Raw genomic sequence first — 15,025 nt, 5'->3', positions numbered from 1 at the left:
CGGCGACCGACGTCAGGGAGGAACGGGCATGGACCGGGGCGAAGAGACGGACGACGAGCCCACCGCGCACTTCGAGGTGGTCATCTCCGGCGAGGACTCCGCCACCATCGACGGCGAGCCCGTGGCCCTGGGGGACGGTGCGACCCTCGACAGCGCGATCCTCGACACCCTGCACCGGCACGCGCAGGAGCGGAACTCCGCGGTGACGGCGGACATCTCGGACCCTTCGGTTGGCTATGTGGCCTACGTCGAGGTCACGGTGGACGGGTCGAGCCGGCTGCTGGAGGAACGCGGGGTGGAATCCGTCGGCACGGTCGCCGAGGTCGACAGCGACGTACCGGCGCCCCCGGAGCCGACGGCGGGGCCCCCGCAGCCACCGCTGCCGCTCCCCGCACCGCCGGAACCGGAACCCGAGCCGGAACCCGAGCCGGAACCCGAGCCCGAGGCGGAAGCCAGAACCACGCCGGCCGCGACATCGGCACCGGCACCGGCACCGGCACCGACAGCCACCCCTCTGCCACGGATCGGCCGCCGGAACACCCCGCGCCAGTCGGACGACGAGTTCGAACCGCCCGGCCTGCTCCACCGGCCCCTGGTCGTCGGCCCCGTGGCCCTCGGCGTGGCCACGCTGATCATCGTGCCGCTGGTGATGCTGGGCAGCGGCGGGTCCGAGGGCGGGGACGACACCCGCACCGCCCGCGCCAACGACGAGGCGGGCACCCCTCCCGGCGCGTCCGCCGAACCGGCCGAGCCGACACCGACGGTGTCCCTCTCACCCAGCATGTCGCCCTCGCCCAGCGAGTCGCCCAAGAAGAAGCCCAAGCCGAAGAGCACCCGCAAGGACAAGGAGCCCGCGGCGGGCGGGGGCTCGGACACCGTCACGGTGACGGCCACTCCCCCGCGCTCCACCGTGACCGTGAAGCCGCCGCAGGACACCGCCGCGACCGCGGTGAACCGTCTGGCGAAGAGCGACCCCTCGGGGCGGCACATCTGCTACCGCGTCTACCTGTCGGGGCAGGGCTGGCAGAAGCCCGTGTGCGACGGAACGCTGGCCGGTACCACGGGGCAGGAGAAGCCCATCAAGGCCATCAACTACGCCGTGGCGGGCACCGGCGGGTCGGCCGCCAACGCCTTCCGTCACAACCCCGACTCGACCGACGGCCAGGGCAAGTGGGTGGAGAGCTGGACCGCGATCAAGGCCGACGGCACGAACAACTACATCGGCAGCACCGGCAAGAACGCCCCCTACATGACCGGATTCGCCATCAACATCGGCAGCGGGCAGATCTGCCAGACCGCCAAGGTCCGCGGCTACGACTGGGGCGGCGAGGGCTGCGCGGAGAAGCGGCCCGAGCTGGTGTTCGGCGGCACGCTGGAGAACACGCGCTGGCTGGAGGCCGTCAAGTTCCGGGTGTGAGCGGGTGGTTCAGACGGCGGCCGGGCTGGTGAACGCGACGGAGGTGAGGTCGCGTTCCAGCCGTACCCCGTGGAAGCCGTACGTGGCGATCGAGGGGATCCGCACCAGCAGGCAGAACCGTTCCGTGGCGGCGACGGTGGCCGCGATCTCACGGTAGGAGCGCCGCAGGAAGTAGGCCGCCGCGTGGTTGCCCAGCGCGCTCTGGCCACAGATGAGCAGCACGGGACGGTTTCCGCCGGGGCAGGTGAACTTGGCGATCAGCGCGTACTCGTCGGCACCCCGGTTCCAGAGGTACGTCTCACCGCCCGCCTCGATGGCCAGCGGATGGTCCGGGTGGTGGTAGGCGTGGAAGACGACGCCCGGCACGTTCTCGGCGAGGTGTCCCGCGCTTCTCACGTTGGAGCCGCGCGGGCCGCCTATGCAGAACTCGGGCCGGTCCCCGTTGCTGCCGTGGAAGTCGTCACTGTTCACGACCTCCGTCTCGCAGTCCAGGCCGTGGGCGAGCACCGCGGCCTCGATCAGGGCCTGCACGTCGTGGTGCTGGGTGGAACCCGGCGCGTCGTGCACGTTGTTCATCACCAGGAGACAGGTGTCGCCGGGACGGGCGCCGACCACCCGCGTCCGCACCCGGAAGTCCCGGCTCTGCTTGCCCCGGTGCCAGAGCCAGACCGCCAGACCACTGAGGAAACTGGCGATCAGTCCCAGTACCACGTCGCCGACCGCCCCTGCCACGCTGCCCCCTTGTGCGCCCGTTGGCACGAACCTACTCGACGCCACGCGGTGCCGCCGGTCAGTCGCTCCACGTCTGGCGGAGTTGGCGTCTGGAGGTCAGGTCGAGCTTCCGGAAGACCTTGCGCAGGTGGTAGTCGACCGTACTGGCGCTGATGTACAGCTGGGCGGCGATCTCCGCGTTGGTGGCGCCGCCCTTGGAGAGACGGGCGACCTGGAGTTCCTGCGCGGTGGGGGTGGTCGACACCCCGGCCGTCCCGCGGTGGGCGGGGGCTCCGGTGGCCGCGAGTTCGCGGGCGGCCCGGGAGGCGTAGCCCGTAGCGCCCATGGCGTCGAACATCGCGACGGCCGTGCCCAGTTGCTCACGCGCGTCCTTGCGGCGCTTCCGGCGGCGCAGCCACTCGCCGTACTGGAGATGGGCGAGGGCGAGGTCGGAGCGGGCTCGGGTCGAGGAGAGCAGGGTGATCGCCTGCCGGTACAGCGGATCGGCGTGTGTGTCGTCCGCGAGCAGTGCGGACGAGCGGGCGAGGAGGCCCCGCGCCCAGGGCGTACCGGCGGCCGCGGCCCGGGAGGCCAGGGTCTTCAGCGCGTCGGCGGCGAGGACGCGGTCGCCGCTGCGGACGGCGGGTCCGCCGCCGGGCCCTCGGCCAGTCCTCAGGCGACGCGCAGCGCCTCGCGCTGGGCGTTCGGCAGGGCGCCGGTTCCTTCAGCCCGTCCAGGAAGGGCACGAGCAGGCGATGCAGCGCGGCGAAGGGAGACCGGGACTCGGCCTCGACTCCCGCCGCGCGCAGGACGCGCAGGTCGGCGGCTTCGGCGGCCGTGTGCTCCAGGAGAGCGGTCTTGCCGATGCCCGCGTCGCCGCGCAGGAGGACCGCTCCGCTGAGGCCCTTGCGGAGTGCCGCGACAAACCGGTCCAGGGAATCACGTTCCCGGACGCGCCCCTTGAGTGTCACCCGGACACCTTTCAGCGAGGTCGGGTGTCTGACTCGATGGCGATGCTGCCCCCCGTGCAGTGCGCCCGCGCCCTCCACCGGTACCACCCATCCTGCATAGATCCACTGCGACTTGCACGCCACTCCCACAATTCGTGTGTGTCCGGCCGGAGTTGACGTGCCGCGGCTTCCGTGGTCGCCGGGCCGAGGTGACGTGCCCCCGCTTCCTCAGGCGGTCGGCGGCTGTCCGGCCAGCGCGCGGTGCAGCAGGGCGGTGAGACCGTCCGCGGTGACCTCGCGCGGGTTGGCGTAGGGGTTGGCCAGTGCTTGTTCGACGACGGCTCCGATGTCGCCCTCCCGCACGCCGAGTTCACTCAAGGAGTGCGGGGCGCCCAGCTCGTGGGCGAACTCCCACAGGGTCCTGGCGGGGTCGGCCCGTTCGCCCAGCACCCTGGTGAGGACGGCGACGGCCGCGGGGGCGAACGGCTGGTTGTAGGCGAGGGTGTGCGGCAGCATGACGGTGTGCGCCTCTGCGTGCGGCAGGCCGAGGGAGCCGCCCAGGACATGGCAGAGCTTGTGGTGCAGGGACATCGTCGTGGCGCCCAGGACCGCGCCGCACAGCCAGGCCCCGTACAGGGCGCGGCTTCGGGCGGTGAGGTCCGCACTGTCCGCGGCGACTCGGGGCAGTGCCTCGATCAGGGCCCGGGCACCGTCCTCGGCCATGAGGGAGACGATGGGTGAGGCGTCGGGCGCGTACAGTCCCTCCACCGCGTGGGCGAGCGCGTTCATGCCGCTGGTCACCGAGGTGGCGACCGGGAGAGTGAGCGTCAGTTCGGGGTCGTAGACGACGCTGCGCGGAAGGACGGCCGGGTCGCGTCCGGTGCGTTTGACGCCGTTCTCGGTCAGCCCCCAGACCGGGGTCATCTCCGACCCGGCGTAGGTGGTGGGCACGGCGACGACGGGCAGGCCGTGCCGGAGTGCGACGGCCTTGCCGAGGCCGATGGTGGAGCCGCCGCCGACCGCCACGCAGCCGTCCGCGCCGAGTTCGGCCGCGGCGGCGCGGGCCGCCTCCGCTGTTTCGGCGGGTACGTGCATCCGGGCTCCGGCGAAGACTCCGATCGCACGGCGGCCCAGACCGTCGGCCATCCGCTCGGCGAGGTCCCGTCGGCCCGGCGTGCACAGCACGAGAACCCGCTCCAGGCCGAGCGCGGTCACCTCCTCGGCGAGGTGGGCCGAGCGGCCGGCGCCGAAGACGACGCGCATCGGCAGCGCCTGGTAGGTGAACTCACTCCACATCGTCCACCTCCGCGGGCAGGTCGTCCTCGGCCTCGGGCTCCACGACGACGTCGAACCGGGCGAGCCGAATGGGACCGGCGACCCGCGGCGCGACCTGCGACGGGGGCCCCTGCGCGCACGATACCTCCAGGGCCGCCGGTGCGGGGCCGTGGCGCGGGCGCGGGCGGTGACCTGTGAGGATGGAGGGGCGGGGCTGCCGCGGGCGGCCCTCGGAGCGTGAGGAGCGGATCGGGTGTCGGAGCGGGGGCCGCAGGGCCTGGTCGGGCGGATGGAACGCCACCAGGTGGCGCTCTACCTGGCGGCGCTGGCCGTCGGCGGGCTGCTGGGCGGTGCCGCGCCCGGCCTCGGGCCGGGGCTGGAACACGCGGTCAACCCTGTGCTCGGCGCCCTGCTGTTCGTGACCTTCCTCCAGGTGCCGGCCGCCGAACTGGTGCGGTCCCTGCGCGACGGCCGCTTCCTGGCCGCCGCGTCGACGGTCAACTTCGTGGTCGTGCCGCTGGTCGTCGCGGCGATGTTCACCTTCCTCCCCTCCGACCGGGCGGTCCGGCTCGGCGTGCTGCTGGTGCTGCTCTGCCCGTGCGTGGACTACGTGATCGTCTTCTCCGGTCTGGCCGGCGGTTCCGCCCGGCGCCTGCTGGCCGCGACACCCGTGCTGCTGGTCGCGCAGATGGCGTTGCTGCCCGGGTTCCTCTACTTGTTCATGGGCTCGGACCTGGCCGGCGTCGTCGAGGTCGGCCCGTTCGTCGAGGCGTTCGTGTTCCTGATCGTCGTCCCGCTCGCCCTGGCCTGGGCCCTTCAGGCGTGGGCGGCCCGCCGCCCGGCCGGCCGGAGGGCCGCCGACGCGGCGAGCACCGCGATGGTGCCGCTGATGGCCGCCACCCTGCTGGTCGTGGTCGCCTCCCAGGTGCCGCAGCTGGGCGACAGCCGGGACGACGTCGTCGCCGTCGTCCCGTTCTACGTCGCGTTCCTGGTGGTGATGGCGTTCGCGGGCAAGGCCGTGGCCCGGCTGTTCCGGCTCGCGGCACCCGCCTGCCGGGCGATCGTGTTCACCGGCGCGACCCGCAACTCGCTCGTGGTGCTCCCCCTGGCCCTGGCCCTGCCGGACGCCCTGGCCGTGGCCGCGGTCGTCGTGGTCGCGCAGACCCTGGTCGAGGTCCTCGGCATGGTGGCCTTCGTACACCTCGTCCCCCACCTGGTGCCCTCGGACGCTCGGGCCGGGTCCGGGGCGCGCTGACCGCTCCCCGGTGGCCGCGGCCCGCCGGACACGGTCCTCCTCATCCCCGGGCGCCCGCGCCGGTCAGCTTCTTCCACGGGGTGGTCCGCGGTGGCCGGGACCGGTCCCGGCCGACCAGGCCGAGCAGGAAGCCGACGGGGATGGTGATGAGGCCGGGTGTCTGCAAGGGGAACACATGGAAGTCCCGGTCGGGGAAGAGCGCGGTGGGGGCGCCGGAGAAGGCGGGCGAGATCACCGTGAGCACCACGATCAGGGGCAGGGTGCCGTACGCGGTCCACCGGACGCCGGTCGCCGTGTAGCCCGGCAGGAACAGCGCGTACAGCAGGATCGGGGCGAGCACCGAGGCGCTGGCCGCCAGGGACACCGAGATCAGTGTGAGGGTGCCGCGGTCGCGGAGCAGTACGGCGAGGAAGACGGCGACGGAGCCGAACAGGACGACCCCCGTCCGCGCCCGCCGGACCTCGCGGCCGGCGTGCCGGGGCGGCTGCCCGCCTGCGGGCCGTTTGGCGAAGTCCCGGACCAGTCCGGCCGCCGCGGCCAGGGTGATGCCCGCGACGGCGGCGAGGGTGGTCGCGAACACGGCGCAGGCGACGATCGCGAAGAGCATGCTGTGCCGGGTGCCGGCGGCGGTCGGGTCGAGGGCGCCCGTCACCATCAGCAGGGCGGTCGCTCCCCCGGGGTCGGCGGCCCGTACCGCGTCCCGGCCGAGCAGGGCGCACGCGCCGAGACCGGCGACGACGACGCCGAGGCAGACGACCGCGACCGGGCCCACGGCCCAGCCGACGGCGCGGCGGGCCGTACGGGCGTCGCGCAGGGGGTGCAGTCGCATGGTGAGGTGCGGCAGGCAGGCGGCGCCGAGGAGCAGCGTGGCGCCGAAGCTGATCAGGTCGAGCCGGCCGAGCAGGGAGTGCCCGAAGTGGAGTCCGGGCAGGGCGTAGTCGGTACCGGCTCCCGACTGGTTCTGCGCCGCCTCGAACAGGGCGAACGGTGACCAGTCGAAGTGCGAGAGGACGAGCCCGGCGAGCAGCAGGACCGCGAACAGCACCACGGCGACCTTGAGGATCTGGATGTAGCCCGTTCCGCGCATGCCGCCGAACGCGGCGTAGCTGATCATCAGTACGCCGCTGCCGACGGTGCAGCCGGTGAGCGCCCCCTCGGGGAGTCCGAACATGGCGGCCATGATGTGCCCGGCCGTCGACAGCTGGACGAGGAGCATCGGGGTGAGCACGATCAGGGCGGCGATGCCGAGGGCCCGGCCCGCGGAGTGGTCGCCGAGCCGGTCGGTGATGAAGTCGCCGAGGGTGAACACGCCCTCGCGGCGCAGGTGTTCGCCCAGGACACGCATCACGAGCCAGAGTGAGGCCACCGTCGCGACGGCGAACAGGATGCCGTCGCCGCCGTTGAGCGCGACCGAGCCCGTGGTGCTCAGCAGGGTCGCGGCCGAGACGTAGTCGCCGGCGATGGCGAGTCCGCTGCCCACGGGACCGAACGCGGCGCTGCCGCCCGCGTAGAACTGCTCCGGCTCGTCCAGGTCGGCCGCGGCCAGCCCGCACAGCAGCAGGGAGACCGCGACGAAGACCAGGAAGACCATGGCGGCGAGGGACTGTCCGTCCGTGGTGTTCACGAACGCCACCTCCCCGCGGCCGGGTCGAGGACGCCCAGGGGGGCGGTGGGGTGGCTTAAGGCGCGCCGGTGGCGTGGGACAGGAGATGCGGCAGACATGGCGGCGATGCCACCAGCAGCGCGACACGCCGTCCAGGCTGCCGGGACATCGGAAGGCCGGTGCACAACACGCACGGACAGGACGTGTACACGGGCACAGGCCCAGCGATCGCCCCGCGGAGTCCGACCGCCGCGCGGAGTCCGGCCTCATGGCCCGGCCGCCACACCACGGCCCCCTCCTGACATCCTGACCTCATGGACGCCGACACCCCGACACCGCTCCACCTCGGCGCCGTGATGGACGGACTGGCGGCCAACTCCGCCTTGCCGGCTCACTCGATCCGGCGGCTCTTCGCCTGGCGGCGAGGCACGCGGAAGGTAGCCGGACGTCCGGACCTCTCCGACGACATGATCGCCGAGATCATCGCGACCGAAGACCACTGGCTCCTGCACGGCCTGGCGCTCAACGGCCGCCTGCCGGACCGGTTCCGCATGAGCCTGGCCGGACACCCGGACCAGTCTGTACGGTCCGCGCTCGCCGTTCGCGCCGCGACCGCACCCCGGCTGCTGCTGGAGCGGCTCGTCGACGACCCCGATCCGCAGGTCCGTAAGTCCCTTGCCCGGAACGGCCACACGCCGAGCGAGCTGCGGGCACGCCTCGCCCAGGACCCCGTTCCCGAGATCCGCGCCACCCTGGCGAGGCAGTGGAGCCGGGCACCGGAACCGGTGCGTCGCCTGCTGCTCACCGATCCGGAGGCCGAGGTCCGCGGCGCGGCCTGCTCGACCTGGTTCGCTCAACTGCCTTATCCGGTCCCGCCTCTCGACCTCGTGCCCGCCCTGCTCGCGGACCCGGTGACCCGGGCGGGCGCGGTCGTGCACGCCGCTCCCGACGCGGACACGTTCCGGCGGCTCGCCGACGATCCGGACAGCGAGGTACGCGCCGAACTCGCCCGCCACCCGCACCTGCCGCTACCCCTCCGCGAGGTCCTCGCCGGCGACCCGGCCCTGAACGTCCGCGTGAAGGTCTTCGCACGGCCCGACACGCCGCAGGACGTGCGGCACGAGATCCACACTTCCGTCCACGAACTCTCCCGGTCGCTGCCCGACCCGAGCCCCGATGCCGACGATGCGACCGTGATCCAGTGGTACCAGAACCTCGCCGCCCGCGACGAGTTGCGCATTCTTCGCCTCCCCTGGGTCACTGCCGACCCGCTGCCCCACGTCGACTCGCCGTACGTCTGCTTCAGGGTCTCGGCAGCCGCCGCTGAGGCTCTGCCCGCCGACACGGTGGCCCGGCTCCTCGACGACGACGAGGAGATCGTCCGCCTCACCGCGGCGCACACCGCTCCGCACCTGGTCGATCCGGTCACCGCCGAGAACATCGAGCGCCGCTACCGCCGGAGGGACAAGTTCACCTTCTGGTGGGACACGGCGCAGGTCCTCACCTTCCCCGCGCCGGTGCTGCGCCGCTTCGCCACCGACGCCGAACCCCGGCTCCGTTCCTTCTCCCCCCGCGACCCGGATCTCCCCGCGGAACTCGCCGAGCGGCTCGCCGCCGACCCCGAGTCGCGCGTCCGCCGTGCTGTCGCAGCCCACCCCAACCTCCCTCTCCCGTCCTTGTACCGACTCCTCGCCGACCCCTCCGAACAGGTCGCGGAGGCCGCGGCTGCCTCGCCGTTCCTGCCGGTGCGGCACATGGAGTGGCTGCTGGACCTCGCGGGGTTGTGAGCGGGAGGTCCCGGGCGACCCCCGCGGCGGAGCAGGTGGAGCAGCTGCGTGTCCAGTGCTCCCGCGCCGAGGACTTCGCCGCCACGCTGCGGGCCCGGCCGGCCGGGAGCGAGTCGGCCGACCGCACCTGACCGACGCCGGGTCAGCCGTCGGCCGGACCGGGCGGCGCCAAGGGCCCGTCGAACAATCCCGGCACCCCGCGCCACGACGTCCCGCGCCTCCGGGATCAGCCACCCCTCAAGCCCCAGAACACCCGTCCTCCGGGGTGAGCCGTGTCTCACCGCGGCGGCGTTGCTATGCAACGAGGTGCATAGGAGGATCGGGGGCATGGCGCTCGACCACGCGATCCTCGTCTCCCTGCTGGAGAAGCCCGGCTCCGGCTATGAGCTGGCCCGGCGGTTCGAGCGGTCCATCGGGTACTTCTGGACCGCCACCCACCAGCAGATCTACCGCGTCCTCAAGCGCATGGAGGCCGACGGCTGGATCGACGTCCGGGACATCCCCCAGTACGGGCGCCCGGACAAGAAGGAGTACTCCGTCGCCTCCCCCGGACGGGCCGCGCTCTCCGCGTGGCTGCACGAGCCGACCGAGCCCGAGAGCGTCCGGCACGACCTCGCGGTGAAGGTCAGGGGCGCCGCCTTCGACGACCCGGCCGCCCTGATCAGCGAGGTCCGACGGCACCGGCAGGCGCACACGGACCGCCTCGCCCACTATCTCGCGGGCGAGGAAAGAGACTTCGGCGCGCCGGCGCGTCCGGACGGGCCGCTCGACGCGGAACGCGAACTCCAGCACGTCGTGCTGCGCGGCGGCATCGCCTACGAACGCATGATGATCGCCTGGCTCGACGACGTCCTCGCCACCCTCGCCCGCTTCGGCGCCGAGCGCTGACCGGCCGAACCGGCACCCCGGGCCCCGCGCCCGGACCCACCCTCACCCTCCCAGCCGAAAGGCGGCACCATGACCGACGCGCTGCTCCTCAACCCGCGGACGTACGACCCCGCGCACTTCGACCCGGAGACCCGCAGGCTGCTGCGCGCGACCGTCGACTGGTTCGAGGAGCGGGGCAAGCGCCGGCTGATCGAGGACTACCGGACCCGCGCCTGGCTCGGTGACTTCCTCGCCTTCGCCGCCAAGGAAGGGCTCTTCGCGACCTTCCTCACCCCCGCCTCGGCCGCCGGGGAGGGCGAGGGCGACAAGCGCTGGGACACCGCCCGCATAGCCGCGCTCAACGAGATCCTCGGCTTCTACGGCCTCGACTACTGGTACGCCTGGCAGGTGACCGTCCTCGGCCTCGGCCCCGTCTGGCAGAGCGACAACGCCGACGCCCGTGCCCGCGCCGCCGAACTCCTCTCCGAGGGCGAGGTGTTCGCGTTCGGCCTGTCCGAGAAGACCCACGGCGCCGACATCTACTCCACCGACATGCTCCTGGAGCCGGACGGCGACGGCGGCTTCCGGGCGACCGGCTCCAAGTACTACATCGGCAACGGCAACAAGGCCGGCCTCGTCTCCGTCTTCGGCCGCCGCACCGACGTCGAGGGCCCCGACGGCTACGTCTTCTTCGCCGCCGACAGCCGCCACGCCTCCTACCACCTGGTCAAGAACGTCGTCGACTCCTCCAAGTACGTCAGCGAGTTCCGCCTGGAGAACTACCCGGTCGCCGCCGAGGACGTCCTGCACACCGGCCGCGCCGCCTTCGACGCCGCCCTCAACACGGTCAACGTCGGCAAGTTCAACCTGTGCTCCGCCTCGATCGGCATCTGCGAGCACGCGATGTACGAGGCCGTCACCCACGCGCAGAACCGCGTCCTCTACGGCCGTCCCGTCACCGCCTTCCCGCACGTGCGGCGCGAGTTGACGGACGCGTACGTCCGGCTCGTCGGCATGAAGCTGTTCAGCGACCGCGCCGTCGACTACTTCCGCACCGCGGGTCCCGACGACCGGCGTTACCTCCTCTTCAACCCGATGACGAAGATGAAGGTGACCACGGAGGGCGAGAAGGTCATCGACCTGATGTGGGACGTCATCGCCGCCAAGGGCTTCGAGAAGGACAACTACTTCGCGCAGGCCGCCGTCGAGATCCGCGGTCTGCCGAAGCTGGAGGGCACCGTCCACGTCAACCTGGCGCTGATCCTCAAGTTCATGCGCAACCACCTGCTCGACCCGGTCGCCTACGAGCCCGTGCCCACCCGTCTCGACGCGGCCGACGACGACTTCCTCTTCCGGCAGGGCCCGGCCCGCGGCCTCGGCTCGGTCCGCTTCCACGACTGGCGCCCCGCCTTCGACGCCTACGCCCGCCTGTCCAACGTCGCCCGCTTCCGCGAACAGGCCGACGCGCTCTGCGAGTTCGTCCGCACGGCGGCCCCGGACGAGCAGCAGAGCCGGGACCTCGACCTGCTCCTCGCCGTCGGTCAGCTCTTCGCCCTGGTCGTCCACGCTCAACTGCTCCTCGAACAGGCCGCGCTGACCGGCCTCGACGAGGACGTCCTCGACGAACTCTTCGCCGTCCTCGTCCGCGACTTCTCCGCCCACGCCGTCGAACTGCACGGCAAGGACTCCGCCACGGAGGACCAGCAGCACTGGGCCCTCGGCGCGGTACGCCGCCCGGTCATCGACCCGGACCGCTCCCAGCGCGTATGGCAGCACGTCGAGGCCCTGTCCGGGGCTTACGAGATGATGCCCTGACCCTTCGTGCACAGTTCCCCCTCGGCGCGGGGTGCGGCGGGTGAGGTCGCCCGCAGGGTCCCCGCCGCCGAGGGGGGAGGCCGGCCGTACGATCCTTGCCAAGAGCCCGGCAGTGTCTGAGGAGAGCGATGTTGTTCGGTCAACTGACCACGGATTGGGCGCCGTTGCCGTGGCAGGAGGCGACACGGCGTTTCCCCGTTCTCCTCGGGCCCGAGCTGGAGTTGGTCACCGACCTCTACGAAGCCGGTCTGCTGTCCGTGGAGGGCCCTTCCTCGGTGGGCACCGGCTGTCGCTCGAAGCCCGCGAGGCCCCGATCGGCCTGCGCGGTCCGGCGACCCCGGCGGGTCGCCCGGTCACGTCGTCCACGGGCGCCCGTCAGGCGTAGTGCCGGTACACCGCCTGCGCCACGCAGGCCGGCTTGTCCTGACCGTCGACCTCCACGGTGAAGGTCAGCGGCATCTGGACGCCGTTGCCCTTGACCTCCTCGACCTCGCCGACGACGCCGTGCAGACGGATCTTGGCGCCGACGGGGACGGGGCTGGGGAAACGGACCTTGTCCAGACCGTAGTTGACGCTCAGCTTCGTGCCGCTGATCGTGAGCAGCTCGCCGAAGAGCGGGATGATGAGGGAGAGGGTGAGGTACCCGTGGGCGATGGGGCCGCCGAACGGGCCCTCCTTGGCCTTCTCGGGGTCGGTGTGGATCCACTGGTGGTCGTCGGTGGCGTCGGCGAAGGTGTTCACGCGGTCCTGGGTGATCCCGAACCACTCGGTGCGGCCGAGGTCGGTCCCGCTGAGTGCCGTGAGTCCTGCGAGGCCGTGGGCGTTGGTGGGCATGGGGAGAGGTCCCTTCAAGGGGTGGGGAGCGGTGCTGAGCCGGTCATGGGCGGGGGTGGTCGGCCGGTGCGGTCGCGTAGGCGTCCCGCACGACGGGCTTGAGGATCTTGCCGGACGCCGTGCGGGGCAGGGCGTCCGTCAGGACCAGGGATTTGGGGATCTTGTACTTGGCGAGGCGGCCGCGCAGATGGCCGAGGATGTCGTCCTCGGACGCGTCCGCACCGGGCCGGAGCACGAGTACCGCTCGGCCGACCTCGCCCCAGACCGCGTCGGGCACGCCGATGACGGCGCACTCGGCTACGGCGGGGTGGGTGAGCAGGGCGTCCTCCACCTCGGCGGGGTAGACGTTCTCGCCGCCGGAGACGTACATGTCCTTGACCCGGTCGACGATGTACGCGTACCCGTCGACGTCGGTCCGGGCGACGTCGCCGGTGCGCAGCCAGCCGTCCTCGCTGAGGGCGGCGGCGGTGTCCGCGGGCCGGCCCCAGTAGCCGGTCATGACGTTGGGCCCGTGGACGAGCACCTCGCCGCGCTGGTCCGGACCCGCCTCGGTGCCGTCGGGCCGGACGACGCGGGTGTCGGTGAAGAAGTGCGGGACACCCGCCGAGCCCGCCTTCGCGGAGGTCTGTTCCTTGTCGAGGAAGAGCACGCCGGGGGACGCCTCGGTCATGCCGTAGCCCTGGCTGAAGGCCAGGCCGCGGGCGAGGTAGGTGGCGATGGTGCGCTCGGGAACGGGCGCGCCGCCGCAGGTGACGGTACGCAGGCTGGACAGGTCGGTGGTGGCCCAGCGGGGCCGGGCTGCCATGGCGTCGTACATGGTGGGGACGCCGAACAGGTAGGTCACGCGCCCGCTCTCGACGGTTTCCAGGACCCGGTCGGGGTCGAAGGAGCTGTGCAGCACCACCCGGCCGCCCTTGAGGAGGGTGGGCAGACAGGTCATGTTGAGGCCGGCGGTGTGGAAGAGGGGGGCGACGACCAGGGTCACCTCGTCGCCGGTCAGGTCGGTGTCGACGAGGACGTTGACGCTGTTCCAGGTGATGTTGGCGTGGGAGAGGACGGCGCCCTTGGCTCGGCCCGTGGTCCCCGAGGTGTACATGATCATGCAGGGGTCGTCGGGCTCGACCCGTACGTCCAGGGGTTCCGTGCCGCCGGTGGAGAGGAACTCCTCGTAGCCGAGGGCCCGTTCGCCGGATCCCGCGAGCGCGATCCGGTGCGCCACGCCCGACTCCTCCGCCGCGGCCCGGGCGGCGGTCGCCTGCTCGGGGCCGTGCACGAGGACGACGGCGCCCGAGTCGCCCAGGTGGTGGGCCAGTTCGGCCGCGGCGAGGCGCGTGTTGAGCGGGACGAACACCGCGCCGAGCGCCCCCGCGGCGAACAGGGTCTCCAGGAACGCCGGGTGGTTGGGGCCCAGGTAGGCGATCCGGTCGCCCCGGGACACGCCGAGCCCGTCGAGGGCGTGGGCGAGACGCAGGACGCGTTGGTGCAGGTCGCGGTAGGTCAGCTCGCGATCCTCGTGGACGACCGCCGTCCGGTCGGGTGTCTTGCGGGCCCGGCGCGCCGGCCAGGAGCCGATGCCTTGGTTCCACACGGGGGGCTCCTTCAGTCGGTGAGCAGGCCGAGCACGCGGGCGGCGTTCTCCTTGAGGATCTTCGGCCGTACCTCGGGCTTGATGTCGAGCCTGTCGAAGTCGGCGAGCCACCGGTCGGGCGTGATGACGGGGTAGTCGGAGCCGAACAGGACCTTGTCCTTGAGCAAGGTGTTCGCGTAGCGCACGAGTTGGGGCGGGAAGTACTTCGGCGACCAGCCGGACAGGTCGATGTACACGTACGGCTTGTGCGTGGCGACCGCGAGGGCCTCGTCCTGCCAGGGGAACGACGGGTGCGCGAGGATGATCCGCAACTGCGGGAAGTCCACGGCGACATCGTCGACCAGCATCGGGTTGGAGTACTTGAGCCGGATGCCGCCGCCGCCCGGCACACCGGCGCCGATGCCGGTCTGGCCGGTGTGGAACAGGGCGGGCACACCGAGTTCCTCGATCGCCTCGTACAGGGGGTAGGCCATCGGGTCGTCGGGTGAGAACGCCTGGATGCTGGGGTGGAACTTGAAGCCGCGGACCCCGTACCGCTCCACGAGGCGCCGGGCCTCCCGCACTCCCGCGCGGCCCTTGTGGGGGTCGACGCTGGCGAACGGGATCAGGACGTCGGCGTGCGCGGCGCAGCTCTCCGCTATCTCCTCGTTGGAGATCCTCGGGTGGCCGGTGGCGTGTTCGGCGTCGACGGTGAACACCACGGCGGCCATGCCGCGTTCGCGGTAGTGGTCGGCCATCTCGTCGATGGTGGGCTGCCGGTGGCCGTGGGCCTTGAAGTACTCCTCGGAGGCGCCGAAGAGTTCGGGGCTCAGGGCACCGTGTCCGTCCTTGGAGATCTCCGCGTGCGTGTGCACGTCGATCGCGGTGATCCGGTCGAGGTCGAGCGCGTTGGTCCGGTCGCGGTCGGGCGCGAGGTCGCTCAT

13 protein-coding genes are annotated in these 15,025 nt (G+C 72.2%); 5 read left to right on the top strand and 8 right to left on the bottom strand.

All coding sequences use genetic code 11. The features are described 5' to 3' along the window. Positions 1 to 28: 28 nt before the first annotated feature. Entirely contained in the window at positions 29 to 1,417 is a 1,389-nt protein-coding gene (locus tag AB0E07_RS31900) for a hydrogenase expression protein HypA (protein ID WP_362259965.1), read from the top strand. A gap of 9 nt (positions 1,418 to 1,426) precedes the next feature. Here the strand turns inward: AB0E07_RS31900 and AB0E07_RS31895 are convergent, their stop codons facing one another. From AB0E07_RS31895 to AB0E07_RS31880, 4 genes are all read right to left on the bottom strand, one after another. Next, positions 1,427 to 2,149 (bottom strand): hypothetical protein, encoded by a 723-nt coding sequence (locus AB0E07_RS31895; protein ID WP_362259963.1) that lies wholly within the window; start codon positions 2,147 to 2,149, stop codon positions 1,427 to 1,429. 58 nt (positions 2,150 to 2,207) lie between these two features. Continuing rightward, positions 2,208 to 2,474, bottom strand: coding sequence for a helix-turn-helix transcriptional regulator (locus AB0E07_RS31890; RefSeq protein ID WP_362259961.1), 267 nt, complete (start codon positions 2,472 to 2,474; stop codon positions 2,208 to 2,210). Between the two features lie 34 nt (positions 2,475 to 2,508). Then, positions 2,509 to 3,099 carry an ATP-binding protein gene (locus tag AB0E07_RS31885; protein WP_362259959.1) on the bottom strand — a complete coding sequence of 197 codons (591 nt, stop codon included), beginning with the start codon at positions 3,097 to 3,099 and terminating at the stop codon, positions 2,509 to 2,511. Positions 3,100 to 3,306: 207 nt separating this feature from the next. After that, positions 3,307 to 4,374 (bottom strand): maleylacetate reductase, encoded by a 1,068-nt coding sequence (locus tag AB0E07_RS31880; protein WP_362259957.1) that lies wholly within the window; start codon positions 4,372 to 4,374, stop codon positions 3,307 to 3,309. A gap of 268 nt (positions 4,375 to 4,642) precedes the next feature. Between AB0E07_RS31880 and AB0E07_RS31875 the strand changes: the two genes are divergently transcribed. Then, positions 4,643 to 5,608 (top strand): bile acid:sodium symporter, encoded by a 966-nt coding sequence (locus AB0E07_RS31875; protein ID WP_362259988.1) that lies wholly within the window; start codon positions 4,643 to 4,645, stop codon positions 5,606 to 5,608. Between the two features lie 40 nt (positions 5,609 to 5,648). Here AB0E07_RS31875 and AB0E07_RS31870 read toward each other — a convergent pair whose 3' ends face one another. Beyond that, complete coding sequence (locus tag AB0E07_RS31870) at positions 5,649 to 7,232, bottom strand: cation acetate symporter (RefSeq protein ID WP_362259955.1); 1,584 nt, start codon at positions 7,230 to 7,232, stop codon at positions 5,649 to 5,651. Between the two features lie 293 nt (positions 7,233 to 7,525). On the opposite strand from AB0E07_RS31870, the gene AB0E07_RS31865 reads away from it, so the two are divergent. The 3 genes from AB0E07_RS31865 to AB0E07_RS31855 all read left to right on the top strand — a co-directional run bounded on the left by AB0E07_RS31865 (position 7,526) and on the right by AB0E07_RS31855 (position 11,680). Beyond that, positions 7,526 to 8,998, top strand: a complete 1,473-nt coding sequence (locus tag AB0E07_RS31865; protein ID WP_362259953.1) for a hypothetical protein — start codon at positions 7,526 to 7,528, stop codon at positions 8,996 to 8,998. Between the two features lie 327 nt (positions 8,999 to 9,325). Then, positions 9,326 to 9,886 carry a PadR family transcriptional regulator gene (locus tag AB0E07_RS31860; protein WP_362259951.1) on the top strand — a complete coding sequence of 187 codons (561 nt, stop codon included), beginning with the start codon at positions 9,326 to 9,328 and terminating at the stop codon, positions 9,884 to 9,886. Positions 9,887 to 9,955: 69 nt separating this feature from the next. Next, the gene (locus AB0E07_RS31855; RefSeq protein WP_362259949.1) at positions 9,956 to 11,680 is read left to right on the top strand and encodes an acyl-CoA dehydrogenase family protein; all 1,725 of its coding nucleotides are present in this window, start codon (positions 9,956 to 9,958) and stop codon (positions 11,678 to 11,680) included. Between the two features lie 375 nt (positions 11,681 to 12,055). Here AB0E07_RS31855 and AB0E07_RS31850 read toward each other — a convergent pair whose 3' ends face one another. Genes AB0E07_RS31850 through AB0E07_RS31840 form a run of 3 tightly spaced genes read right to left on the bottom strand, consistent with a single transcriptional unit; the run spans position 12,056 to position 15,025 of the window. Further along, complete coding sequence (locus AB0E07_RS31850; protein WP_362259947.1) at positions 12,056 to 12,514, bottom strand: MaoC family dehydratase; 459 nt, start codon at positions 12,512 to 12,514, stop codon at positions 12,056 to 12,058. 43 nt (positions 12,515 to 12,557) lie between these two features. After that, positions 12,558 to 14,102 carry a long-chain fatty acid--CoA ligase gene (locus AB0E07_RS31845; protein WP_362259945.1) on the bottom strand — a complete coding sequence of 515 codons (1,545 nt, stop codon included), beginning with the start codon at positions 14,100 to 14,102 and terminating at the stop codon, positions 12,558 to 12,560. An 11-nt stretch (positions 14,103 to 14,113) separates the two neighbouring features. Next, positions 14,114 to 15,025 (bottom strand): amidohydrolase family protein, encoded by a 912-nt coding sequence (locus AB0E07_RS31840; RefSeq protein ID WP_362259943.1) that lies wholly within the window; start codon positions 15,023 to 15,025, stop codon positions 14,114 to 14,116.

Source organism: Streptomyces sp. NPDC048002 (genome assembly GCF_040653275.1).
Taxonomy (GTDB): domain Bacteria; phylum Actinomycetota; class Actinomycetes; order Streptomycetales; family Streptomycetaceae; genus Streptomyces.
Note: the sequence above shows the minus strand (reverse complement) of the source record. Positions and strands in the feature narration are given on the sequence as shown.

Excerpts from the sequence above, each read along its gene's own strand:
- AB0E07_RS31855 (WP_362259949.1), top strand. The coding sequence starts at position 9,956 with ATGACCGACGCGCTGCTCCTCAACCCGCGGACGTACGACCCCGCGCAC.
- AB0E07_RS31890 (WP_362259961.1), bottom strand. The coding sequence starts at position 2,474 with ATGGGCGCTACGGGCTACGCCTCCCGGGCCGCCCGCGAACTCGCGGCC.
- AB0E07_RS31840 (WP_362259943.1), bottom strand. The coding sequence starts at position 15,025 with ATGAGCGACCTCGCGCCCGACCGCGACCGGACCAACGCGCTCGACCTC.
- AB0E07_RS31860 (WP_362259951.1), top strand. The coding sequence starts at position 9,326 with ATGGCGCTCGACCACGCGATCCTCGTCTCCCTGCTGGAGAAGCCCGGC.
- AB0E07_RS31865 (WP_362259953.1), top strand. The coding sequence starts at position 7,526 with ATGGACGCCGACACCCCGACACCGCTCCACCTCGGCGCCGTGATGGAC.
- AB0E07_RS31880 (WP_362259957.1), bottom strand. The coding sequence starts at position 4,374 with ATGTGGAGTGAGTTCACCTACCAGGCGCTGCCGATGCGCGTCGTCTTC.
- AB0E07_RS31850 (WP_362259947.1), bottom strand. The coding sequence starts at position 12,514 with ATGCCCACCAACGCCCACGGCCTCGCAGGACTCACGGCACTCAGCGGG.
- AB0E07_RS31900 (WP_362259965.1), top strand. The coding sequence starts at position 29 with ATGGACCGGGGCGAAGAGACGGACGACGAGCCCACCGCGCACTTCGAG.
- AB0E07_RS31875 (WP_362259988.1), top strand. The coding sequence starts at position 4,643 with ATGGAACGCCACCAGGTGGCGCTCTACCTGGCGGCGCTGGCCGTCGGC.